Source organism: Clostridium sp. AM58-1XD, assembly GCF_003464085.1.
Classification (GTDB): Bacteria; Bacillota; Clostridia; order Lachnospirales; family Lachnospiraceae; genus Lachnoclostridium_A.
This window is the reverse complement of sequence record NZ_QSDR01000035.1, coordinates 1-23,412: the sequence shown is the minus strand read 5'-3', so window position 1 is coordinate 23,412 and position 23,412 is coordinate 1. Positions and strand designations below refer to the sequence as shown.

At 46.6% G+C, this 23,412-nt stretch carries 23 protein-coding genes and 2 pseudogenes; 14 read left to right on the top strand and 11 right to left on the bottom strand.

Going from position 1 to position 23,412, the window contains the following annotated elements; genetic code table 11:
* Positions 1-78: 78 nt before the first annotated feature.
* The 3 genes and pseudogenes from rpiB to DXA13_RS17520 all read right to left on the bottom strand — a co-directional run bounded on the left by rpiB (position 79) and on the right by DXA13_RS17520 (position 2,723).
* A pseudogene (gene rpiB / locus DXA13_RS17530) lies at positions 79-524 on the bottom strand (ribose 5-phosphate isomerase B).
* A gap of 21 nt (positions 525-545) precedes the next feature.
* On the bottom strand, positions 546-1,664 hold the full coding sequence (aroC, locus tag DXA13_RS17525) for a chorismate synthase (protein WP_118246368.1): 1,119 nt from the start codon (positions 1,662-1,664) through the stop codon (positions 546-548).
* Between the two features lie 3 nt (positions 1,665-1,667).
* Positions 1,668-2,723 carry a beta-propeller fold lactonase family protein gene (locus DXA13_RS17520; RefSeq protein ID WP_118246367.1) on the bottom strand — a complete coding sequence of 352 codons (1,056 nt, stop codon included), beginning with the start codon at positions 2,721-2,723 and terminating at the stop codon, positions 1,668-1,670.
* Positions 2,724-3,131: 408 nt separating this feature from the next.
* Between DXA13_RS17520 and DXA13_RS17515 the strand changes: the two genes are divergently transcribed.
* Genes DXA13_RS17515 through DXA13_RS17500 form a run of 4 tightly spaced genes read left to right on the top strand, consistent with a single transcriptional unit; the run spans position 3,132 to position 7,526 of the window.
* Positions 3,132-3,665: a helix-turn-helix domain-containing protein gene (locus tag DXA13_RS17515; protein ID WP_118246366.1), complete on the top strand. Its 534-nt coding sequence runs from the start codon at positions 3,132-3,134 to the stop codon at positions 3,663-3,665.
* Between the two features lie 36 nt (positions 3,666-3,701).
* Positions 3,702-4,778 carry an ABC transporter ATP-binding protein gene (locus DXA13_RS17510; RefSeq protein WP_118246365.1) on the top strand — a complete coding sequence of 359 codons (1,077 nt, stop codon included), beginning with the start codon at positions 3,702-3,704 and terminating at the stop codon, positions 4,776-4,778.
* The gene (locus DXA13_RS17505; RefSeq protein ID WP_118246364.1) at positions 4,771-5,592 is read left to right on the top strand and encodes an ABC transporter permease; all 822 of its coding nucleotides are present in this window, start codon (positions 4,771-4,773) and stop codon (positions 5,590-5,592) included. Before DXA13_RS17510 ends, DXA13_RS17505 begins: the two co-directional genes overlap by 8 nt.
* A complete protein-coding gene (locus tag DXA13_RS17500; RefSeq protein WP_118246363.1) occupies positions 5,592-7,526 on the top strand; it encodes an extracellular solute-binding protein in 1,935 nt (644 codons plus the stop codon). Before DXA13_RS17505 ends, DXA13_RS17500 begins: the two co-directional genes overlap by 1 nt.
* A 129-nt stretch (positions 7,527-7,655) precedes the next feature.
* Here DXA13_RS17500 and DXA13_RS17495 read toward each other — a convergent pair whose 3' ends face one another.
* Positions 7,656-8,237: a LysE family transporter gene (locus DXA13_RS17495; RefSeq protein WP_118246362.1), complete on the bottom strand. Its 582-nt coding sequence runs from the start codon at positions 8,235-8,237 to the stop codon at positions 7,656-7,658.
* A 174-nt stretch (positions 8,238-8,411) separates the two neighbouring features.
* Here DXA13_RS17495 and DXA13_RS17490 point away from each other — a divergent pair, with 174 nt between their 5' ends.
* Positions 8,412-8,963 carry an XRE family transcriptional regulator gene (locus DXA13_RS17490; RefSeq protein ID WP_118246361.1) on the top strand — a complete coding sequence of 184 codons (552 nt, stop codon included), beginning with the start codon at positions 8,412-8,414 and terminating at the stop codon, positions 8,961-8,963.
* A 124-nt stretch (positions 8,964-9,087) separates the two neighbouring features.
* Here the strand turns inward: DXA13_RS17490 and DXA13_RS17485 are convergent, their stop codons facing one another.
* On the bottom strand, positions 9,088-10,107 hold the full coding sequence (locus DXA13_RS17485) for a winged helix-turn-helix domain-containing protein (protein ID WP_147348052.1): 1,020 nt from the start codon (positions 10,105-10,107) through the stop codon (positions 9,088-9,090).
* A gap of 240 nt (positions 10,108-10,347) precedes the next feature.
* On the opposite strand from DXA13_RS17485, the gene DXA13_RS17480 reads away from it, so the two are divergent.
* The 6 genes from DXA13_RS17480 (at position 10,348) to DXA13_RS17455 (ending at position 13,906) form a co-directional block, all read left to right on the top strand.
* The gene (locus tag DXA13_RS17480; RefSeq protein ID WP_118246359.1) at positions 10,348-10,542 is read left to right on the top strand and encodes an Ldh family oxidoreductase; all 195 of its coding nucleotides are present in this window, start codon (positions 10,348-10,350) and stop codon (positions 10,540-10,542) included.
* 1 nt (position 10,543) lies between these two features.
* The gene (locus DXA13_RS17475; protein ID WP_118246358.1) at positions 10,544-10,768 is read left to right on the top strand and encodes an Ldh family oxidoreductase; all 225 of its coding nucleotides are present in this window, start codon (positions 10,544-10,546) and stop codon (positions 10,766-10,768) included.
* Positions 10,747-11,421 carry an Ldh family oxidoreductase gene (locus DXA13_RS17470; protein WP_118246357.1) on the top strand — a complete coding sequence of 225 codons (675 nt, stop codon included), beginning with the start codon at positions 10,747-10,749 and terminating at the stop codon, positions 11,419-11,421. Before DXA13_RS17475 ends, DXA13_RS17470 begins: the two co-directional genes overlap by 22 nt.
* A gap of 15 nt (positions 11,422-11,436) precedes the next feature.
* Positions 11,437-12,759, top strand: coding sequence for a 2-hydroxycarboxylate transporter family protein (locus DXA13_RS17465; RefSeq protein ID WP_118246356.1), 1,323 nt, complete (start codon positions 11,437-11,439; stop codon positions 12,757-12,759).
* Complete coding sequence (locus DXA13_RS17460; protein ID WP_347559902.1) at positions 12,726-13,238, top strand: transcriptional repressor; 513 nt, start codon at positions 12,726-12,728, stop codon at positions 13,236-13,238. The genes DXA13_RS17465 and DXA13_RS17460 overlap by 34 nt, the downstream gene beginning before the upstream one ends.
* Positions 13,239-13,339: 101 nt before the next feature.
* Positions 13,340-13,906, top strand: coding sequence for a 6-carboxytetrahydropterin synthase (locus tag DXA13_RS17455; RefSeq protein ID WP_118246354.1), 567 nt, complete (start codon positions 13,340-13,342; stop codon positions 13,904-13,906).
* Between the two features lie 73 nt (positions 13,907-13,979).
* Here the strand turns inward: DXA13_RS17455 and DXA13_RS17450 are convergent, their stop codons facing one another.
* Genes DXA13_RS17450 through DXA13_RS17435 form a run of 4 tightly spaced genes read right to left on the bottom strand, consistent with a single transcriptional unit; the run spans position 13,980 to position 16,486 of the window.
* The gene (locus DXA13_RS17450; protein WP_118246353.1) at positions 13,980-14,171 is read right to left on the bottom strand and encodes a hypothetical protein; all 192 of its coding nucleotides are present in this window, start codon (positions 14,169-14,171) and stop codon (positions 13,980-13,982) included.
* Positions 14,172-14,199: 28 nt separating this feature from the next.
* A complete protein-coding gene (locus DXA13_RS17445; protein WP_118246352.1) occupies positions 14,200-14,922 on the bottom strand; it encodes an amino acid ABC transporter ATP-binding protein in 723 nt (240 codons plus the stop codon).
* The gene (locus DXA13_RS17440) at positions 14,906-15,574 is read right to left on the bottom strand and encodes an amino acid ABC transporter permease (RefSeq protein ID WP_118246351.1); all 669 of its coding nucleotides are present in this window, start codon (positions 15,572-15,574) and stop codon (positions 14,906-14,908) included. Before DXA13_RS17440 ends, DXA13_RS17445 begins: the two co-directional genes overlap by 17 nt.
* An 18-nt stretch (positions 15,575-15,592) precedes the next feature.
* Positions 15,593-16,486: an ABC transporter substrate-binding protein gene (locus DXA13_RS17435; RefSeq protein WP_118246350.1), complete on the bottom strand. Its 894-nt coding sequence runs from the start codon at positions 16,484-16,486 to the stop codon at positions 15,593-15,595.
* A gap of 245 nt (positions 16,487-16,731) precedes the next feature.
* On the opposite strand from DXA13_RS17435, the gene DXA13_RS17430 reads away from it, so the two are divergent.
* Genes DXA13_RS17430 through DXA13_RS17420 form a run of 3 tightly spaced genes read left to right on the top strand, consistent with a single transcriptional unit; the run spans position 16,732 to position 18,925 of the window.
* Positions 16,732-17,643 (top strand): polysaccharide deacetylase, encoded by a 912-nt coding sequence (locus DXA13_RS17430; protein WP_118246349.1) that lies wholly within the window; start codon positions 16,732-16,734, stop codon positions 17,641-17,643.
* A 1-nt stretch (position 17,644) separates the two neighbouring features.
* Complete coding sequence (locus DXA13_RS17425; RefSeq protein ID WP_118246348.1) at positions 17,645-18,463, top strand: polysaccharide deacetylase family protein; 819 nt, start codon at positions 17,645-17,647, stop codon at positions 18,461-18,463.
* A 21-nt stretch (positions 18,464-18,484) separates the two neighbouring features.
* The gene (locus DXA13_RS17420) at positions 18,485-18,925 is read left to right on the top strand and encodes a hypothetical protein (RefSeq protein ID WP_118246347.1); all 441 of its coding nucleotides are present in this window, start codon (positions 18,485-18,487) and stop codon (positions 18,923-18,925) included.
* Positions 18,926-19,081: 156 nt separating this feature from the next.
* On the opposite strand, the pseudogene mfd reads toward DXA13_RS17420, so the two are convergent.
* Together mfd and pth are read right to left on the bottom strand one after the other, a co-directional pair.
* A pseudogene (mfd, locus tag DXA13_RS17415) lies at positions 19,082-22,641 on the bottom strand (transcription-repair coupling factor).
* 11 nt (positions 22,642-22,652) lie between these two features.
* A complete protein-coding gene (gene pth, locus DXA13_RS17410) occupies positions 22,653-23,219 on the bottom strand; it encodes an aminoacyl-tRNA hydrolase (RefSeq protein ID WP_118246346.1) in 567 nt (188 codons plus the stop codon).
* Positions 23,220-23,412 lie beyond the last annotated feature (193 nt).

Sequence of the window (23,412 nt, the reverse complement as noted above, 5' to 3'; positions counted from 1 at the left end):
GTGCGGGAACCGCCTTGACCTGACGGTCAAGCCATAACAGATAGCCCGTCGTTTTCCACGTCCGAACCTATCGTTTTATTATTCAGCCTGTTTTTCGATCTCCATAATCATGTCCACACGTCTCTGATGCCTTCCGCCTTCAAATTCTGTTTTCAGCCACTCTTCTACGATCATCTTCGCCAGTTCGCTTCCAACTACACGGGCACCGAAGCAGAGAACATTACAGTTGTTGTGAAGCCTGGACATCCTTGCTGTATACGGCTCGCTGCACACGCATGCGCGTACCCCCTTCACCTTGTTGGCCGCCAGAGATATGCCAAGTCCCGTACCGCAGATGGCGATGCCAGATCAGCTTCTCCGGTCACGACTGCTTTCCCGACCTTTTCACCATACGCAGGGTAGTCACAGCTCTCCGTGCTGTTTGTACCCTGATCCAGGACTTCATATCCCTTTGATTCCAGGAAAGACTTAATCTCATTTTTCATTTCAACAGCTGAGTGATCATTTCCAATTGCAATTTTCATAATCATTCTCCTTTATTTTAATCATTTCTTTTCATGCAGTTCTTTTATGATATCCACAATTCTGTCGGCTCTTGAAGCCAGAGAAACCAGAAGCAGGTCCGCCGCCGACAAAGCCGCCATAGCTTCCACGACAACCACCGCCCGCGGAACGATAATCGGATCATGACGTCCTTTAATTACAATGTCTTTCTCTTCTCCGTTCCTCGTAACCGTCTTCTGAACAGACGCAATCGATGGCGTGGGCTTAAATGCAGCCCGGAATACAACATCGCTTCCGTCGCTGATTCCGCCGAGAATTCCGCCCGAATGGTTCGTTTCCTTCCTTATGCCGCCGCTTTGATTATAGCGGAAAACGTCATTATTAACAGAACCTTTTGACCTGGCCGCTTCAAATCCATCTCCTACTTCAAAGCCCTTTACGGCTCCGATGGAAAAAACAGCCTTTGCCAGATTCGCATCCAGTTTATCAAAAACAGGTTCCCCTATTCCGGCCGGTATGCCGGTTATCACACATTCCACCACGCCGCCGGCAGAATCTTTTTCCGCCATACACTGTTCCAGAAAACGTTCTGCCTCCTTCGCGGCCTCTCTGTCCGGCATGTAAAGGCGGTTTTCATCCATTGCCGTAATATCGAAACGTGCTTCATCCACCGCTATGGGGCCGATGGACTTCGTATATGCCCTTACCTTTATTCCCATGGTTTCCAGAAATTGGACAGCCACTGCTCCGGCTGCAACTCTTCCGATCGTCTCCCGTCCGGAAGAACGTCCGCCCCCGCGGTAATCCCGGAATCCATACTTCTGATCAAACGTATAGTCCGCATGGCCCGGGCGGTATATATCCTTAATTTCGCTGTAATCATGGGAACGCTGGTCCGTATTTTCCACCAGAATGGAAATCGGCGTTCCTGTGGTTTTTCCTTCAAAAACGCCGGAAAGAATAACCGCTTTATCACCTTCCTGTCGGGCGGTCGTAAACCTGCTTTGACCAGGCTTTCTTCTGTCGAGATACTTTTGTATGTCTTCCTCACCAAGAGGAATTCCTGCCGGGCAGCCGTCTACAACAACTCCCAGCCCTTTTCCGTGGGATTCTCCCCACGTAGTAATTCTGAATATCGTACCTAATGATGATCCTGCCATATATTAATTCACCTTTACAATTACGCAGCTGTTCGGTTCATTGACGCGTACGGACTTTCCGCTCATTACAAGGAGTCCTTTTTCATAATCCACATGGAAGAACGTAATGCTGCCGTTCTCATGATTGATGGAAGCAATATGCTGGTCATCCGGGAAGACAGCAATATCTTTCGGGTAGTCCCCGCTGATCGGCAGACAGCAGATCAGTTCCAGAAGGCCGTTTTCCGTGTCTCTCCTGTATACGCTCACAGTATTATCCCCTGCGTTTCCGCAGAAGAGATATTTCTCATCTGATGAAAATCTCATGGAACATGCCGCGGTCAGCTGGCTCAGCCTCTTCGGGCCTGTCGTGGAAATCGTCTGTATCTTCTCGATCTTCGGATTGCGTTCGCCGGTCTCATATGTATAGACCTCGATCACATTCTTTAATTCATAAAGAAGATAGAAAAATTTGCCGTCTGAGCTGAAACGGAAACATTTAGGCGCAGACTCTCTTTCGCAGCGAAGGGCATCCACGAGAACAAGCTTCTCATCGCACTCGTTAAAACGGTATATCTTTACCTGGTCGATACCCAGATCGGATACCATCACGTACTTGCCGTCAGGCGTCCTTCTGGAACAGCTGACATGGGGACGGAAATTACGTTCCGCCACGCTTCCCAGCCCCTTGTGGAACACATGGTCCACAATCTCGCCTATACTCCCGTCTTCATGCAGCCGGAGCACTGTGGATTTGCCGTCATGATAACCGGAAACAAAAAGATACTTGTCCTTTGCATCCGTAGACAGATGGCATCCTCTCATCCCCTTGATTCCTGCAGAGTTCAGACGGGTAATACTTCCATTCTCATGGATTCGGAACGAAACCACGCCCTCATCAGCAATGGAGTATAGTGTCTTCGTATCACTGGATGCGATCACATAAGAGGAGTTGTTCACCTCTTCTTCACAACGGGGAATAAATATTCCTTTTTCCACATCTATATCGTAGACTGTTATTCCTTTGGCCTTTCCCGTATAGGAATACGAGCCAACATATGCCATATATCTGCCTTTCATACCGCTCATGTCCTCCTGTATAATTACTCGCCGTAAGCTAAAAATATCATATCACAAAATCAATAAAAAATCTATTGACAGTATAAGTTTTTTCTGTATAATTAAGTTTGCCGTTTGTTTATTATTACTAAACTTTTTTATTATATATATTAACTGTCCATAACGGCGAAGCGCCAGGCGTAAGAACCTGTGTCAAGCTCGCTTGTAAGCAGGTTTTTACGCCTGGCGCTTCATCGGAGGAACCTCCGATGCTTCTTGTGCGGCTGAAAGACGTACAAGAAGATACGCCGTGATAAACCAAACAGGCCAGGACAAGAACCTGTGTCAAGCTTGCTTGTAAGCAGGTTTTTACGCCTGGCGCTTCATCGGAAGACTATATAAACAAAATTCAGGCAGGAGCGTGTGCTTATGAACATCGGAAACCGATTAAAGGAACTCCGTATTTTAAAGGGACTTACCCAGGAAGAACTGGCGGACCGAGCGGAGCTGTCCAAGGGATTCATTTCCCAGGTAGAGCGCAATCTGACATCCCCTTCCATCGCCACACTGATGGACATTCTCCAGTGTCTCGGTACATCGATCGGAGAATTCTTTAATGAGTCACCGGATGAACAGATCGTTTTCGGCCGGCAGGATTATTTTGAGAAATATGACGCAGAATTAAAAAATGAGATCAAGTGGATTATTCCAAATGCGCAGAAAAATTGTATGGAGCCGATTCTCCTGACACTGGAAGCCGGAGGTTCTACGTATCCCGATACGCCCCATGAAGGCGAAGAATTCGGCTATGTCCTTCAGGGCAGTATATCTGTGCATTTAGGCAGCAAGACTTATAAGGCGAAAAAAGGGGAATCCTTTTATTATACCGCGGATAAGCAGCACTTTCTGACAACGAAATCAGGAGCTGTCCTCATCTGGGTGAGTTCGCCGCCAAGTTTTTGATCGATCGCTACACCTATTACACAGGAGGAATTCAAAATGGAGCAGCCATTAATTAATTTGATTGACATTACCAAGAGCTTTGACGGCACTGTCGTTCTGGATGAACTGAACCTCTCGGTAAGGGAAAACACCTTTGTAACTCTGCTCGGTCCCAGCGGCTGCGGAAAGACAACCACCCTGCGCATTATCGGCGGATTTGAAAAGCCGGATAAGGGAAGGGTCATTTTTGACGGACAGGACATTGCCGCTCTGCCGCCAAATAAACGGGCTCTGAATACCGTTTTTCAGAAATACGCTCTGTTCACTCACATGAGCATCGCTGAAAATATCGCCTTTGGTTTAAAAATCAAGAATAAACCGAAACCGTATATCGAAGATAAAATCAAGTATGCCCTGAAACTGGTCAACCTGGACGGTTTCGAAAACAGGAGCGTTGCTTCCTTAAGCGGCGGCCAGCAGCAGCGTATCGCAATTGCCCGCGCGATCGTCAACGAACCGCGTGTACTGCTTCTGGACGAGCCCCTTGGCGCACTGGACCTGAAGCTGCGTCAGGACATGCAGTATGAGCTGATCCGGTTGAAAAATGAACTGGGCATTACCTTTATATACGTTACTCATGACCAGGAAGAAGCTCTTACCATGTCGGATACAATCGTGGTTATGAATCAGGGCTATATCCAGCAGATGGGAACTCCGGAACAGATTTACAACGAGCCGGAAAACGCGTTTGTTGCCGATTTTATCGGCGAAAGCAACATCGTGCCAGGTTTGATGATCCACGACGAACTGGTAGAAATCTTCGGTGCCAGGTTTGACTGTGTGGATAAGGGGTTCGGTAATAATCGTCCTGTCGACGTAGTGATCCGTCCGGAAGATATCGAACTGGTGAAACCGGAAGACGGAACACTGGTCGGCGTCTGTACACACCTGATCTTTAAGGGTGTTCACTATGAAATGGAAGTTACCACGCCGGACGGCTTCGAATGGCTTGTCCACAGCACCGGCATGTGCCCTGTTGGTCAGCGGGTGGGAATTCATGTAGATCCGTTCAATATACAGATCATGAATAAACCTGCTTCTGAAGACGAGGAGGCGGTTGGAGTCAATGAATAGTTCTTACAAAAAATATCTGGCTTCCCCATATATCGTATGGATGATCGGTTTTACCATCATCCCGTTAATGATGATTTTCTTTTACGGCTTCACAGACAGGAAGGGCCATTTCACAATGGACAATGTGGCCGCGATTGCCACGCCGGAGCATGCTAAGGCGCTCATTCTGTCCCTTGTACTGTCTGTAATCAGCACAATGATCTGCCTGCTTCTCGCCTATCCTCTGGCTCTTATCCTGAGAGAACGAGGAGTCGGAAAGGGGAGTTTTATCGTATTCATTTTTATCCTCCCCATGTGGATGAATTTCCTTCTCCGTACGATGGCATGGCAGACCCTCCTGGAAAAAAACGGCGTAATCAACGGAATACTCAGCTTTCTTCATCTACCGAAATTAGCCATCATCAATACCCCTGCCGCTATTATTCTCGGCATGGTGTATAACTTCCTTCCGTTCATGGTGCTTCCGATCTACAATGTCCTGGTTAAAATTGACGACAGCGTCATCAACGCGGCCAAGGACCTGGGCGCCAGCAATTTCCAGGTCATAACCAGAATCCTGCTGCCTCTGAGCCTTCCCGGCATTATCAGTGGCATTAACATGGTATTCGTTCCGGCCCTCACTACCTTTGTCATCTCCACCCTCTTGGGCGGAAGCAAAATCCTTCTGATCGGCAATATCATCGAGCAGGAATTTACCAAGGGAAGCAACTGGCATCTGGGGTCCGGCCTCTCCCTGATTCTCATGGTGTTCATTTTAATCAACATGGCACTCACCGCCAAATATGATAAAGAAGGGGAGGGCACTGCGTTTTGATGAATGGAGAACAGTCACGTTTTAAACGTTTTATTCAGAATTTTTATCTTGTATTTATATTGATTTTCCTGTACGCTCCAATCTTAATTATGATGGTGCTGTCCTTTAACAGTTCCAAATCGCGTACACAGTGGGGCGGCTTTACCTTAAAATGGTATTCTGAAATGTTTCAGAACGCCACAATCATGGATGCTCTGTACAATACGCTCCTGATCGCTTTTATTTCCGCGCTTGTGGCCACGGTCATCGGAACGGTAGCATCCCTGGGAATAAACGCCATGAAACGCCTTCCAAAAACGGTCGTTTTAGGAGTAAACAACATCCCCATGCTCAATTCAGAAATCGTTACAGGTATTTCCCTGATGCTGACCTTTATCGCATTCGGAATCTCTCTTGGCTTTAAAACGATTCTTCTGGCCCACATTACCTTTAACATCCCGTACGTCATACTGAGCGTCATGCCGAAGCTGAAGCAGACGGATAAATATACGTATGAAGCAGCCATGGACCTGGGTGCAGGTCCGGTACAGGCATTTTTCAAGGTCGTCTTTCCGGATATCATGCCGGGGGTACTCTCCGGATTTCTCCTTGCATTTACCATGTCTCTGGATGATTTCATCATCACCCACTTCACCAGAGGCGCCGGAATCAATACCTTGTCCACCCTGATCTACAGCGAGGTAAGACGCGGCATTAAGCCGAGCATGTACGCACTTTCCTCTATTATCTTTGTAACTGTACTGGCTCTGCTCCTGATTACGAATTTTTCTCCGGAAAAGTCCGGGAAACGGCCGCCGGCAGGGATGCCCGTTCCGGAAGAAGTCAGAAAACGGCGGAAAAATATGGAGACCTTCCGAAAGGGCCTGCTCGTGGCAGCGGCATTCTTCATCGTGGTTTCCGTTTCCTTTACGACATACAAGCATTACATCAATTCCAGTTCCAATGAGTTGTACGTGTATAACTGGGGAGAATATATTGACGAAAGTGTCATCGATCAATTCGAACAGGAAACGGGCATTCAGGTTACATATGACCTGTTTGAGACAAATGAAGAAATGTACCCCGTTATCGAAGCCGGCGCCGTGCAATACGACGTTGTCTGTCCGTCTGATTACATGATTCAGAAAATGGCGGAAAACGGACTCCTGGCGGAAATTAACTTTGAAAATGTTCCAAATATAAAAGAAATTGATCCTGTTTATATGGACCGATCGAAAAGTTTTGATCCTGAGAATAAGTATTCCGTCCCTTATACTTGGGGAACCGTAGGCATTCTTTATAACACGGAGCTGATCAAGCAGCTTGGCGTGCCTGCCCCTACGAAATGGGCCGATCTCTGGGATGAACGGTATAAAGGCGAAATTCTCATGCAGGATTCGGTGCGCGACGCCTTTATGGTAGCGTTAAAGGAGCTTGGATATTCCATGAATACGAAAAGCCCTGAAGAACTTGCCAAAGCACGTGATCTGCTCATCCGCCAAAAGCCTCTCGTACAGGCCTATGTCATTGACCAGGTACGCGATAAAATGATCGGTGAAGAAGCCGCAATCAGTGTCATCTATTCCGGAGAAATGCTTTATATCCAGGAAGAGACGGCCGGTTCTGACTTTACACTTGAATACGTTCTTCCAGAAGAAGGAACAAATATCTGGATCGATTCCTGGGTCATTCCTGCCAATGCGAAGAATAAGGAAAATGCGGAAAAATGGATTAATTTTCTCTGCCGTCCTGACATCGCCAAGAAAAATTTCGAGTATATTACCTATGCCACGCCAAACAAGGGGGCCTTTGATCTTCTGGATCCGGAGGTTCAGGAAAACAAAGCCGTTTTCCCTGATGTGAGCAGACTTCAGAACTGTGAAGTCTTTAATTACATGGGCGACGAAACGGATTCCATATACAACGAAATGTGGAAAGAGGTCAAATCCAACTAGGCAGAATGCCCAATGTTCTGTCCGGAATAATAAATGAAAATAAAAAGAGTACTCTATGGCTAAGCGCTGTGTAAACCGACTGCCATGAGTACTCTTTTTATTTCCGTCCAGCTGCAGTCCCCTTTCAGATCATAAAAACAGCGACACCGCACAGTATACAAGCAGGCAGGCCATTATGAGATTTACAGCTTTTGTATGTCTGGAAAAGAATCTGCAGAAAGCTGCTCCAAATAAAGCCCATACGAACGAACCGGATGCTCCGATCAATGACAGGATAACCGTGAATCCTGCCAGTGCACCGGCAGACTGATAAATAGGCAGTATATAAAGTGACATTGCAGTTATTGCATAAATATAGATTTTAGGATTTGCAAACTGCAGAATCATGCCGGAAAGAAAACTGGCCTCTTTTCCACCATCCGCACTTAAATCCGCAGAGCTTTTCCACACCTTCCAGGCAAGATATAGCATATAGGCCGCTCCCAGAATCTGCATGACCATCTTTAATCTGGGCAGAAGTGAGTACAACGTTGCGCTGAAAATCGTACAAATCGTCATCACAACCGAAAAACCGGCTAATATCCCAATATTAAAGCGGACACTGCGGCGGAATCCGAGCCTGATTGCGTTGCTCATGGAAAGCAGATTATTTGCTCCAGGTGTGTACGCAGTAATAAAACAGTAAATTAAAAAATCATATAAGTGGAACATATCAGACCTCCTTACCCCTCAGGATTAAAACTGAGGACTTCATTTTGAATTTTTCTCCTCTTTACAAACAGAACGTAAAATTATATAATAATACAAAACAGATATTATATTGCACATGTACAATATAATAATACATTTTGTTCTTTATATTGTCAATAGGGAGGTGTGATTATTTTGGATCCGATGAATATGATCGTTGCTAAAAATATCAGAAGGCTGCGCGAAGAGAATAAACTGAGTCTGGACGAGCTCTCTAAACTAAGCGGAGTCAGTAAAAGTATGCTGGCCCAGATTGAACGGAGTGACGGAAATCCGACCATATCGACACTGTGGAAAATATCCAACGGTTTAAAGGTGCCTTTCGACGCCCTGACTGTCCGCCCGGAAAATCCGTATGAAATCGTAAAAATATCTGAAATCCAGCCTCTGCTTGAAGACGGCGGAAGAGTTAAAAATTATTCGATCTTTCCGGATGATGAAAACCGCCGGTTTGCCGTGTACTATCTGGAACTGGACGGAGAAAGCTACTGGGAGTCGGAGCCCCACTTGAAGGGAACCGCCGAATTCATTACCATCTCGGCCGGCGGAATTGAAGTCACTGCCGACGGCCATGCGTTTCATGTTAAAAAGGGAGAGAGCATTCGTTTTAAAGCCGATACGGCACATTCCTATCGAAATACAGGAAAGGAAACGGCAGTTCTGCATATGATCCTCTACAATCCTTAACCCTGCCAACAACAGGATTTCTCTTTAAAAAAAGCGTGCTGAAAAAAGATCAAGGCCATGCCGTCGGCATGGCCTTTTAGAGGTCTGTAATTTTTCTCCGCCTGAGGCGGTCTTTTCCCCTGTATTAAAATTCGATTCCATACCGTTCATTGCTTTTTTCTTCTGCCAGACGTGAAATCTCATTGTCAATCGCCTTTGACGAATCCCTGTCTATGTAGTGTTCAAATATAATAATTTTTCCTCCTCTTGCCTGAAACTGCTGAACCATTCCCTGGTACTGCATGCGTGAAAAGATGCTGCACATCGGCTCTGCAATCAGCACATCATGCTGAAGAAAGAATTCTTCCAGAAGGCGTATATTATTCTGATTGATCACCTGAAGGTTTTTGTATGATATATTAAAATATTTCAGCATGCTTTTTGCCAGTGCAACTGTTTTAACGCTAGAATAAATCACTCCCACAGAATCTTGAGATGTGATCTTGTGTATTTCCGTCAGCGTTTTCTGGCTCCATAAAGTGATAATTTCAAGCATTCTGGATTCCAGCGACGGGTAGAGCCTGCAGATATCATAGTAATGGGAAGCCGTCGTCAGAATCAGATCACAAGATTCTGCCTGCATCAGCAGTTCCGGAACTGCAGTCAGCTCATCCAGCACAAAAAAGTTAAATTCAACGTCCGGGTATCCGGAAAAAAAGCGTTCAAATACATAGTATACATCTTTTCTGCATTCAATCACCCCAACCATAATCTTGTCGTCGCGATTCAGTATTCTGGTAACGCCCTTTCCCACAAACTGAGAGATTTCCCGTGGTGTCAGGCCAAAGTCCATCAGCTCCTTCAGCATCTGATCAATCATCCGTGCAGCCCTGATTTCTCTGTAACCTGATCGTTTATCAGCTCCTGATACATAATAATTACCGCCTTTTTTGGAGATCACCATGCCCATGTCTTTCAGATACATATATGCTTTTCTCACCGTTCCCCTGGATATCCCCATGCGTTCAGACAGCTTTCTTTCAGGCATCAGACAGTCACCATTCTTCAGCTCACCATAATCAATCATTTTAAGTATCCCATCACTCACCTGCTGATACATGGGAATCTTTTTATCTTTTTTTACTTCAATACCTCTGACATCCATAAAAATTCCTGCCTTTTCAATTTTTTCCGATAGCCACAATTGGTATAATATTCACCTCAAATTATATACCATATTCCAAAATTGGTATATAGATATTTCACATTTTTTCCATATAAAATCATACCGATTGTACAATCTTTACAACAACATCTTGATCTATTGATTATAATATGATACATTGCACACAAATAATATACCAATTATTTTTTATTGGTATACAAAATTAAAGGAGGTAATTTTATGTCAGACTACACATTCGATAAAACGCTTACCCTCCCCTTTGAAAAGGTCCTTAAGTGGCAGAAAGCAATATATATGGGAGCCGGGATGAGCGCAGCCGATGCGCAGTGCGTTGCGGATCATCTGGTCACCGCTGACGCCAGAGGCGTGTATTCTCACGGTATCATGAGAACATCCATATATACCAGCGCCTGAGATGCCGGGGAACAGATCCGTCAGCCAGACCGGAAATCATCCGTCAGAAGGGGCTACCGCCCTCGTTGACGGCCATAATGCCATGGGCATGGTAAGCGCCTGCTATGGAACAGAGGTGGGCATCCGCCTTGCCCGGGAATATGGTTCTTCCACCGTCTCCATCACTGGAAGCAACCACCTGGCACATGTGCCTATTATGCAGAAATGGCTGCCAAAGCCGACATGATCGGTTTCTGCTGGACAATCAACTGCGGCAATATTATGGCGCCCTGGGGAGGGAGCGAACGGCAGCTGGGCAACAATCCCTTTGCCATTGCAGCTCCATGCCTCACCCGGCCCAATGTGGTACTAGACATGGCCACCAGTGTTGTAGCCCGCGGAAAGATTGTCATGGCCCGCAAGACCCACACCCCTGTTCCAAAAGACTGGGCTTTCGATACGAACGGCAGGCCTACGACTGACGCGGAGGCAGCATACTGGGGCACGGTCCGTCCCTTTGGTGATTACAAAGGATACGGTCTTACATTTATGAATGCAATTATTTCAGCCGTTTTAAATGATTCCTGTTTCGGTCCTACGATCAGCGATTTCTACGAAGAACCTGAAATCGTTCAGAATACCGGTCATCTGCTGCAGTTCATAGATATCAATTCCATTGATGATGCTCTGGCTTTCAAAAAAAGGATGGATGACGCGGTATCTTATCTCAAATCCGGAAAAAAAGCGGAAGGAGTAGAAGAAATTTACGTGCCGGGAGAAATCGAAGCGCGAACGATGGAACGGCAGCTGAAAGAAGGCATTACATATCCTGTCGAAGTGATTGAAGAAAACCGGCGTATTGCTAAAGATTATAACGTCCCTGTTGAACTCTGTCTGTAGAAAAGGAGAGTATATATGGATCATAAAAAAACATTAAGCGTTTCCGGAATGCCGATTGCATGGTTCTTATGTGTCCTGGCGGTCACCCTTACCGCCGTTTATTTGGAAGTTCTGCCGGACAAAATGATGGGTGGTTTTACGATCGCCCTGATTCTGGGCGTCGGCCTGAACTGGCTGGGCGATCAGGTCCCTGTATTAAAAGATTACGGCCTCGGAACAATTCTCGCAGTTCTTCTGCCTGCCATTCTTCTTTACTTAGGCATACTGCCGGAAAGCGCCGGAGCCATCAGCAAGAACTTTTTCAGCGGCTACGACTATACTTCATTTCTCGTACCAAGCCTTCTTGTGGGCAGCATTCTTGCCATGGACCGAAGGGTTCTTATAAATGCAGGCGCACGCTTCATTATCCCAATGGCTGGCACGATCATCCTGGCAACGTTATTATCGGGACTTGTCGGCATGGCTATGGGATACGGTCTTCTGGAGACGATGCTTTATATTGCCGGCCCGATTCTGGGATCCGGAGTCAGCGCCTCCGCCGTTCCTCTTTCAGAAGTATACGCCAGCTACAGCGGCCAGACGGCCGATTACTTTCTGACCACGCTGACTTCATCTGTTATGATCGCTAATATACTGACCATTCTCTCTGCCTCCATCCTGTCCGCCATCGGCAATAAAAATCACGACTTCATTGTAAAGGGCTTTGCCGGTTCGGGAGGCAATGATCTGCTCCGCTCCAAAGGGATCATAAATATTACGGATGAGCAGAAAAAAGAACTCGTATCCGATCCGGATTCTACTACGTTTACATCCCTGCGCGTCGGCTTTATGCTGACCTGCGGCTTCTACGCATTCGGTCAGATCGGAGCTCACTTCGTTCCGTTCCTCAACGCCTATGTGTGGATGATCGTCCCCGCTATCCTGTTTAAGGTCATGAATCTTTGCCCGGAATGTATCTGCAGTCCATCCGGTGCCTGGACCAAATTCATGGCCAAGGTTCTTACTCCGGCAGCTCTTGCTGCAATTTCTCTAGGCGTGCTGAACCTGAACCAGATCGTCGGCCTGCTGAAAGATCCGACTTACGTCATCTTATGTGTGCTCTGTGTACTGATCACTTTAATCGTATCCGGAGTACTGAGCTATCTTTTCGGTTTTTACTTCATGGAAGGTTCTATTATGGCGGGCCTGGGGCTGGCAGATATGGGCGGTACCGGCGACGTAGCCGTACTGGCTGCGGCAAAACGAATGGAGCTTCTTCCGTTCCTCACGATCTGTTCCCGCATCGGCGGTTCCATCAATATGGTATGGCTCACCTTCCTGGCCGCCAGATTTCTTTAGTGAAAGCAGGAAAATTATTCCAATACTCGTTGACTCATGTTCGTTATTGTGATACAATCTCATTAAGGATAAAATATCAAAAAGGAACCGACCGAATTATGATTAAGCGTAACACAATCCAATGTTCTTTAGTCTTAGATGCCGTCAACAAACTGCGCTGTCATGCAACCGCGGACGAAATTTATGATGCGATTGTTAAAGATTATCCTACAATTGGCAGAGGTACGGTTTATCGTAATCTACAGCGGCTTACTGAAGCCGGTAAAATCCGTAAAATAGAAGTGCCCGGCGGGCCAGATCGTTACGACCATCAGTGTCACGACCATTATCATATAATATGCATACAATGCGGCCGGCTCTTTGACGTGGACATGGAATATTTTACAGATCTGGAGAAATCTATCAGGGATACCCACGGTTTTCAATTTACCGGCCATGATATTATTTTCAAAGGCATCTGTCCGGAATGCCGCAAATGATTCATATATTACGCCTGCAGAAATCCAGCAGATCGCGTTACAAGACGCATACGGACGTATAGTATAACCCGTAAACATAGATTAAGAAAAGGAGAACAGCTATGAGAAGTATTACAACACTGGACCTGCAGTATGCACACAGATTTTACAGATTTAAAGGTGAGGCACAGTATTTACACGGACACACAGGAATTCTTACTATTGAAGTTGAAGATTCTGTTGAACCCGGCGTCAATATGGTATTCCCCTGCAATGAGATTCAAAAAACTGCATGGGATGTTCTGAAGAACTTTGACCACGCCCTGATTTTACGGGAAGATGATCCCCTGCTGCCTGCAATCCTTAAAGTATATGAAGAACAGGGAATTAAGGACGGAGCGCCTAACAATAAAATGAAGGGTCCGGCTTTCAAGACAGAGCTTGCAACCGCATATCCGGAATGCCGTCTGGTAGTTACAAAAGAGACTATGACCGTTGAAGGCATGATTAAGATTGTGTACGATCTTCTGAAGGACAAGCTGAATATTGCCAAAATCACCTTCAGCAGTGGTGTTAATGCAGCTTCAGAAGAATTTGTAACTAAAAATAATATCGACCGCTGTCCGCTGTGCGGTATTGCGCTTAACGAAAATGGTGTTTGTCCTAAATGTGGATATAAAAAAGCATAAGCTTATCAAATCGTGTAAATATTAAAAAATGTACATAAAGACAGAAAATAGCTGCCCCGTAAGTCCTAACGACTTACAGGGCAGCTATTTTCTGCCGCTCATATTCCAGAACCCAGTCCCTTTCAGCTTCCACGACCGCCTCGCGGCATAAAATCCCGTCCTCTGCCACTTTCACGACCACCTCGCGGCATAAAATCCCGTCCTCTGCCGCTTCTGCGACCGCCTCGCGGCATAAAAGCCGGTCTTTTGCGACTTGCCACTGCATCGGAACAAAAGACCGGCTCTTTATGCCTTTACAACACCTTCTCCAGAAAAGATTTCGCTCGTTCTGTTTTAGGATTTTTAAAGAATTCATCCGGCGTTGCGTCTTCCAGAATCTTTCCTTCGTCGATAAAGCAGATCCTGTCGGATACCTCTCTTGCAAACCCCATTTCATGGGTAACAAGCGCCATGGTGATTCCCGTATGGGCCAGGCCTTTGATAACCTCCAGCACCTCTTTTACCATTTCCGGATCCAGTGCGGAAGTCGGTTCATCAAACAGCATTATTTTCGGCTCCATTGCCAGAGCGCGGGCAATTGCAATACGCTGTTTCTGGCCTCCGGACAGTTTATTGGGATATGCATCCGCCTTTTCTGTCAGCCCAACCAGCTTCAGGAGTTCCGAAGCCTTCTTTTCCGCCTCTTCCCTAGACATCTTATTTACCTTGATCGGAGCGTATGTCATGTTCTCCATAACAGTCATATGAGGAAAGAGGTTAAAATGCTGAAATACCATCCCGATATCCTTGCGGATTGCCTGAATGGCCACTTTCGGCAGAGTGATATCATTGCCGTCGATCAGCACCTGCCCTTCCGTCGGTCTCTCCAGAAGATTGATACAGCGGAGAATCGTGGATTTACCGGAACCGGACGGTCCGATCAGTGTAACGACCTGACCCTTTTCTATAGAGAAATTAACTCCCTTGAGAACCTCCAGATGACCAAAGCTTTTATGTACGTCACGAAACTCTATCACTTCTGTTCACCCACCTTTCCAGACGGTTTGCAAATACCGACAAGATCATTACCAATACATAATAGATTAATGCGATTACAAGATACGGTTCAAAGAAACGGAAGCTCATTACCGTAATCTGGTCCGCCGCCCTTAAAAGCTCCACCGCTCCGATATATGAAAGGATGGATGACTCCTTTAAAAGGGCGATCGCCTCATTTACAAGGCTTGGAAGGACATGCTTAATCGCTTGCGGAATAACGATGTCCTTCATCATATCCGTATATCCGATACCAAGGGACTGGGCCGCTTCATACTGTCCCTTATCCACACCCTGAATGCCTCCGCGGAATATTTCAGAAATATACGCTGCTGAATTCAGAGAGAATGTAAGGATACCTGACTGTGTTGTGGAAAATGTAATCCCGAGCAGCTGGGGAAGTCCAAAATGCACGATACACAGCTGTACGAGAAGGGGCGTACCCCTGAAAATTGATGTATAGAACCGTCCAAACCATACGAGCGGTTTCCATTTGCTCAGCTTAATCAGGGATAACAGCACACCCAGTATAAAACCGAGAACAGCACAGATTGCTGTCATCTTCAGTGTAAGAATTGCCCCATGATACAGGAACGGCCAATACTGCCATACGCAGGAAAAGTCAAGTTTCATCTATGCTGCCCCTTTTCTTTAGTCTAAAATAAACTGTTCACTCAAGTGATTTGCAATGATTTCATCCAGCTCGCCGTTTTCCATCATCTCTTTTAATGTATTGTTGAACGTCTCGTAGTATGGAGATTCCTTCGGGAATCCAATCGCAAAGCAGTCCTCTGTCTTATCCAGAAGGCTCATTTCCAGGCCTTCATTCTGCTTTAAAAATTCTGCCGCACCAGCACCGTCGATAATGCATGCGTCTGCTCTCTTGCTCTTTACTTCCTCGATGCACGCCGGGCTTCCCTGAATTCCTACCGTTTTGGCACCGTCTACACTCTCTGCTACCTGCTGGTAATTCGTTCCGAATACATAAGCAATTGTCTTGCCCTGTAAGGAATCCAGATCAGGATATGTATCGCCGCTTCTGTATACGATGGCATTTCTCGGATAGAAAAAGATTTCAGAGAAATCCAGTGTCTTTTCTCTCTCTTCTGTCGGCTGCATTCCACCGCTGCAGAAATCGATCTGACCAGCCTGAATTGCCGCCATAAGGCTCTTAAACGGCATGTCCTGGAATTCTACGGTGCCGCCGTTTTTCTCAACAATTGCCTTGATCATATCGATGTTCATACCTTTATAAGCCTTGCTGCCGTCAGCAGCCATCTCGATAGATTCGTAAGGAACAAATGTAGCTGAACAGCCCACTTTCACAGTCTTTCCGCTGAATGGATTCTCCGCGGGAGCTTCTGCCTTTTCGCCTTCTGCATCTGCTGTTTTATCATCTGATGATTCGGCTTTCTCTTCTGTGCCGCCTGCCGCTTCTGTCTGTGCCTTGGTTGTTTCCGCTGCAGTTTCCTTACTTCCGCCGCCGCAGCCTGCCAGAGCAGCAATCGTCAGCGCTGTGCATAAAAATAACGCGATCTTCTTCATAATTAAGTCTCTCCTTTTTCATAATCTTTCCAGTTCCTATAAATGGAAAAAGTGGCGCAATGCCACAATTAATCAATACTATAGCATAAATATGCAATGGAATCAATGTGTTTTTTCAGGTTTTAAGCAATTTTAACTTCCTTGCAATAACAGCAAATAATGTTATACTAAAATTAATGTGTAACTGTTCAGACGTATCTTCCTGGAGAGTTGCATCACGCACTAAAAGAAAAGGAGACTGATTTATGCAGCTTAAGATTGACGGAAAAACGAACGGCCCATCGATTTCCTGGCCAGGCGGTAAACGGATTGCCGTCATGCTCACATTTGACTTTGATGCAGAATATCTGAGGGCATCCCGGGCAAAATCAAAAGGGACGTCCATTGGCTTTACTGATTACTCCCGCGGCCAGTACGGACCGCATGAAGGTCTCTCCCGCTGCCTGTCCATGCTGGATACGTTTGGAGTAAAGGCGACATTTTTCGTACCGGGAATCGTTGTGGAACAATATACGGACTGTGTCCGTGATATTCATGCCCGCGGCCATGAACTGGCATATCACGGTTATATGCACGAATCTGAACGCGGAATTTCCATGAGCGAAGAAGAAGTGCTGATGGAAAAGAGCGAACAGCTTCTTTCCTCCATAACAGGAAAACGCCCGGTAGGGCACCGCGGTCCGGAAAGTATAATCCACCCATTTACTCCCGAGCTTCTTGTAAAAAGAGGTTATCTTTACAGCTCTTCCATGAAGGACTGTGACTGGGCCTATTTATGGGAAAAAGATGGGAGGGAACTACCTCTCGTAGAGTTTCCTTGCGATATCACTATGGATGATTTTACATACTATTACTTTACGTTCAGTGATCCTGCCGTGCGTTCCATGTACACCAATCGGGAGGTAATCGGCAACTGGAAAGCTGAATTTGACGGCCTGGCTGAAGAGGGCGACAAAATATTCGTTCTGAAACTCCATCCCCAGATGATCGGAAGAGCCAGCCGGATCACTGCTTTAGGAGAATTCATCGGCTATATGCAGAATCACGGCGCCTGGATCGCTACATGTGAGGAAACAGCCCGCTATGTTCTGGAAAAAAGCTGTCGGATGCAGGAACGGAATTCAGGCAGCTGTCCTGACGAAAGGAGGTGTATATAAGATGATAACATGGCCAAACGGAAAGCGAATCGCCGTCATGATGGCATTTGATCTGGATGCAGAAACGATGTGGACCACAAGAGGAGACGGAAACAGAGACCATATTACCAACCTTTCCAGAGGTGCCTACGGGCCGAAGCAGGGAGTTCCCCGTATCCTCAGCATGCTGGATACATGGAATGTAAAGGCTACGTTTTTTATTCCCGGGGTCATCGCAGAAAAATATCCTGAAGTAGTGCGTGAAATCAGCAGCAGGGGGCATGAAATCGGATTTCACGGATATGAACACGAGGAATTTACCACAACTACATACGAAGAAGAACACGCTACCATGCTGCGCTCCGAAAAGATCATTTATGATATCTGCGGGCAGAAGCTGGCAGGACACCGCGCTCCCGGAGGCGTCATCCATGATTACAGCCTCCGCCTGTTTCTGGAACACGGATATATCTACAGCTCAAACTGGCGGGACAGCGACGGTCCCTTTTTCCATCAAATCAACGGTCAAACGGTGCCGCTGGTGGAACTGCCCAAAGACTCTATTTTCGACGATACGGCCTACGATTTCTATACGGACAGTGCTCCTGAACGGTACGAGCTGAAGTCTCCCGGAGAGATGTTTGAGATCTGGAAAGATGAATTTGATGCGCTGGCTTCTGAAGGCAGAATGATAAATTTCGTACTCCATCCGCAATTTATCGGCCGTGTCAGCCGCGTCAACATGCTTGGAGATTTGATCGGATACATGCTGTCCCGCGGCGCATGGCTGGATACAAATAAGGCGGTGGCGTCTCATATCCTGAAACAGAAGGGCTTTTGACGGAAAGGAAGGCGGCTTAATATGGGAACAGATACGATGCTTATTACTCTGATGCAAATACTTTCCTGGGCAGTTCTGACTCTGGCCGATTATATAGAAGAAACTACATCAAATGATTTCCTGTATATCACAGAGTTTGCACTGCCTGCCTTGATGGCTGTCATGTACATGATATTTCAAACCAAAATACACGGCACTTCCCAGTCCAGAGTGAAAAACGCCTTATCTGTACTGGGATTATGGACCATAGAAAATATCTTACTGGGAATTCTCATTATGTCTTTTGCGAATAATAACCGATGGCTGGTCCATCAGAAAACAGGGGGATTTGAAAACTTTCTGAATGGCATTGAATACGGGATCTTCCCGTTCTTAAACATCATGGAACCTCTGATTATTTTCCTCCTTTGGGGCATAGCAGGACTGATTTATAAAAAAATCAATTCCGTGAATCAGCAGTAATATTCCCGTGTTCCGTCATAGAGGAGGTCAGGAAACCAAAAAGCCATGCCTTCGTCACCGGATTGCCTTCCAGGTCAGTGATATAACTGCTGCCTTGGTGCGGATTCTGGTGTCGTGGCATGGCTGATTTTATTTTTGGAACATTTTCCTGCTGTTTCAGCTGTTCTTTGAATTTGACTGTGCCTCATCTGTGATGCCGATGATTTGTTCAAGAATGGCCTTTGTTTTTTCTATCATTTCCGTACAGTCTTTATTTTTATTTCTTTGGTCTATATAAAGAAAATAGGGAATCTCAGCAGTGGCCTGGAACTTCAGATCACCTCTGTATTCCGCCACCAGCTCCGGAATGCGGGAAACATCCAGCTTTGCCCGGGCAAACATGGTCAGCCTTGCTTCCTGGCGGTTAATCGTCACTTCCGTTACATAAGCTTTATGGGCGAGAGCCTTCAGTGCCGCTACTTTCAGAAGATTATCAACGGGACGCGGTATATCTCCAAAGCGGTCCATCAGTTCATCCTGCATATCCATGTACTCTTCCTCATCTTCTATCCCCGATATCCTCTTATAGATGTCCAGCTTCTGATATTCATTCTTAATATAAGAGGTAGGGATATATGCATCGATATCGCAGTCCACCACAGTCTGGTATTCCTCTTCTTCCGGTTTTTCTCCCTTCAATGCCTGGACAGCCTGATTCAGGAGTTTACAGTAGAGATCATACCCCACCGCTTCCATATGTCCATGCTGTTCCGCACCCAAGATATTTCCTGCGCCGCGGATTTCCAGGTCTCTCATGGCGATCTTAATACCAGAGCCCAGTTCCGTGAATTCCCTGATTGCCTGAAGCCTCTTTTCCGCCTCTTCTCTAAGGAGCTTGTCGCGGCGATACATCAGGAATGCATATGCCGTTCTGTTGGACCTCCCGACCCTTCCTCTCAGCTGATACAGCTGGGAAAGCCCCAGCCTGTCGGCATCGTGAATAATCATGGTGTTCGCATTGGAAATATCCAGACCTGTTTCTATAATCGTAGTAGAAACGAGCACATCAATCTCTCCATTGACAAAAGCCAGCATGATCTTTTCCAGCTGATGTTCTCTCATCTGACCATGAGCAAATACCACATTCGCTTCCGGCACCAGCTGTGCGACATGATTCGCCACCTCGTCAATATTGCTCACCCGGTTATATACATAGTACACCTGACCGCCCCGGGCCATCTCCCTCTGAATCGCTTCGCGGACCATTTCATCATTGTATTCCATAACATATGTCTGAATCGGCACACGGTCAACAGGTGGCTCCTCCAATACACTCATGTCGCGGATACCGATCAGGCTCATGTGAAGCGTTCTCGGAATCGGCGTTGCCGTCAGCGTCAAAACGTCCACGTTTTCTCTCAGCTTCTTTATTTTTTCTTTGTCTGAAACGCCAAATCGCTGTTCTTCATCAATAATCAGAAGTCCCAGATTTTTGAACTGAATATCTTTGGAAAGCACTCGATGGGTACCGATCAGAACATCCACAAACCCTTTTTTCAGATCTTCAATGGTCTTCTTCTGTTCTGATGGTGTTTTAAATCGAGACATCAGTCTACACGCACGGGAAAATCCTTCATTCGCTGAACGAATGTATTATAATGCTGCTGAGCCAGTATCGTTGTCGGCACGAGGTAGACGACCTGCCTGCTTTCCTGCACCGCTTTAAACGCCGCTCTCAAGGCAATTTCTGTCTTACCGTATCCTACGTCTCCACAAATCAGGCGGTCCATAATTTTACGGCTTTCCATGTCCGCCTTTGTCGATTCAATCGCCTCCAGCTGGTCTTCCGTCTCTTCATATGGAAACATTTCTTCGAATTCTTTCTGCCATACCGTATCCGGCCCGCATACAAAGCCTTCGGTCTGCTGTCTGGCCGCATAAAGGCGGACCAGGTCCTTTGCTATTTCCCGAACAGCCCCCTTAACTCTGGTCTTTGTTTTCTTCCACTGCTCGCCGCCCAGCTTGTTAAGCCGGGGCGCTTTTGCGTCAGACCCGGCATACTTCTGTATTCCCTCCAGCCTGGTTGCAGGCAGATACAGATTTCCTCCGTCCCCATACTCAATTTTTATATAATCCTTGATGATATGATCTTGTTCAATCTTTTCTATTCCCCGGTAAATTCCAAGCCCATGGTCCTCATGAACGACGTAGTCTCCCACAGCCAGCTCTGAAAAGCTCTGAATCTTCTTTCCTTCATAGGAAGTCTTTTTTCTCTTCTTTTTTTTCTTTTCAGAGCCAAACATGTCGCCTTCTGTAATAACGACAAATTTAATAAGGGGATATTCAAAGCCCCTGTGAAGATTGCCGTAAGTCACCAGAATTTCTCCCGGCTGCACCCTCCTCTCGGCATCGTCGGTGCAAAAGGCGCTGAGTTCGTATTCTCTCAGGTCCCCCGCCAGCCTGCTGGCCCTCGTTCTGGATCCGGACAGCAGTACTACCCTGAACTTCTCTTTTTTCCATCGTTTGAGGTCCTTAATCAGCACTTCAAAGCTGGTCTGGTAAGAATTCACATTGCGCGCTTCAATATGGTACTTCTGCTTAACTGTCATGCCGGGCAGCTTCTGTTCCAGCGCTGTAATAAATACCGTCCTCTTATTCTGTGCTCTGGCCAGAACCTCCTCCGCAGGATAGAGCAGTTCTGCCTGTCCCGGCAGCAAATATCCCTTCTCCAGCCTGTGAGCCATGCTCTCTCTAAATTCCAGCTCTACCGTCTCGCCCTTTTCCCTCAGCCTGGCCGGTTCATCCAAAAAGATTACCGTATTATCTCTGGGAAAATAATCGAGAAAAGACACCGTGTCCCTGCAAAAATACTGAAGGAACCCGTCCAGTCCCCTCACATGCCATCCTTCTCTCAGCCCGTCCAGTACTTCCGAAACCGTCATATGGAGCCTGTGAGCCTCTTCCGTCTTCATCTGGTCACGAAGAGCCTTATAATATTTTTTTTCTTCTTTTTCTATCCGATCGATTCCCTGGCTGATCTGCTCCTTCGTCACAACCATTTCCGCCGCTGGATAAATAGTCACGCAGTCTAGCTGCTCAACGGAACGCTGGCTCTCCGTATCAAAGGTACGGATCGAGTCTATTTCTGTATCCCACAATTCGATTCTGACCGGAAGTTCTTCCGTAAGGGGAAATATATCAATAATTCCGCCTCTGACAGAAAACTGTCCCATACCGTCTACCTGCGGAAGACGCTCATATCCCATCGCCGTAAGCTTTTCCGTCCAGACCTGCGTATCCATCTCGTCCCCACAGGTTATTACGACAGCCTGGGATTTCATCATCTCCAGCGGAAGCAGGTGATCCATAAGGCCGTCCAGAGTCGTAATCACGACTCCTCCTTCATTTTCCAGAAGCCCCTTGAGTACTTGAAGGCGCTGTTTTACCATCAGATTTCCCTGAATATCAGCGCTGTAAAACAGCAGATCCTTCGCCGGATAAAGCCATGTATTCGGTTCAAAATAGTGAAAGTCATCATACAGCTCCCTGGCTCTGGTATCATCATATGTGACTACCAGCTTCCACGGAATGCCTGCCGCCGCTTCATGCATCAGATGGACTCTCTGGGAATCCATACATCCGCTCACCTGAACAGGGCCCCGGCCCTTTACGATATCCTGGTCCAGATCTTCAAATTCTTTTAATTCAGTTAATGGATTTGCGAAAACATCACTCATTGTAATTTCCACTATTTCCTTCCGTTAAAACGGTTCATAGCCGTATCGGTTCCTTCTTCAACGATCGTTACCGCCGCCTGCGCCGCCGCCTCAAAGGCATCTTCCATCACCTGCTTTTCCACCTGAGGAAAACGTCCCAGCACATAATCAGCCAGATCCATTCTGTCCGGCTTTGCGCCTACTCCTACGCGGACTCTGGGGAATTCCTGTGTTCCCAGATGAGCAATTATACTTTTGATGCCATTGTGGCCGCCGGCACTGCCTTTGGCTCTGACTCGCAGATGGCCCGGTGCCAGGTCTATGTCGTCATATATTATAATAATATTCTCCGGTTCGATTTTATAGAAATCAGAAACTGCTCTAACGCTCTCCCCGCTTAAATTCATAAATGTCTGTGGTTTTAACAGAATTACCTTCTCACTACCGGCCATTCCCCGTCCAATCAGCCCTTTATGTTTATTTTCATTCACGCTGATGCCCAACTTGCCGGCCAGTACATCAATGACAGAAAATCCCGCATTATGGCGTGTTCCTTCATACTGTTTTGTAGGATTTCCAAGTCCTGCAATTAAATACATTTCATGTCCCTCCAACCCTTCTTCTCAATATCACAATGTTCCTGTTATATAATACCCGCTTCGCGTCATTATTCCATTCCCGCTTCGCGGACATGGGCCTCCGGCGAATCCTAAGCGCCCGGCTTTCTGCGCGAGCGCAGAAACCGGTATGCGCTGATATAATGCCGCTTCGCGTCATTATTCCATTCCCGCT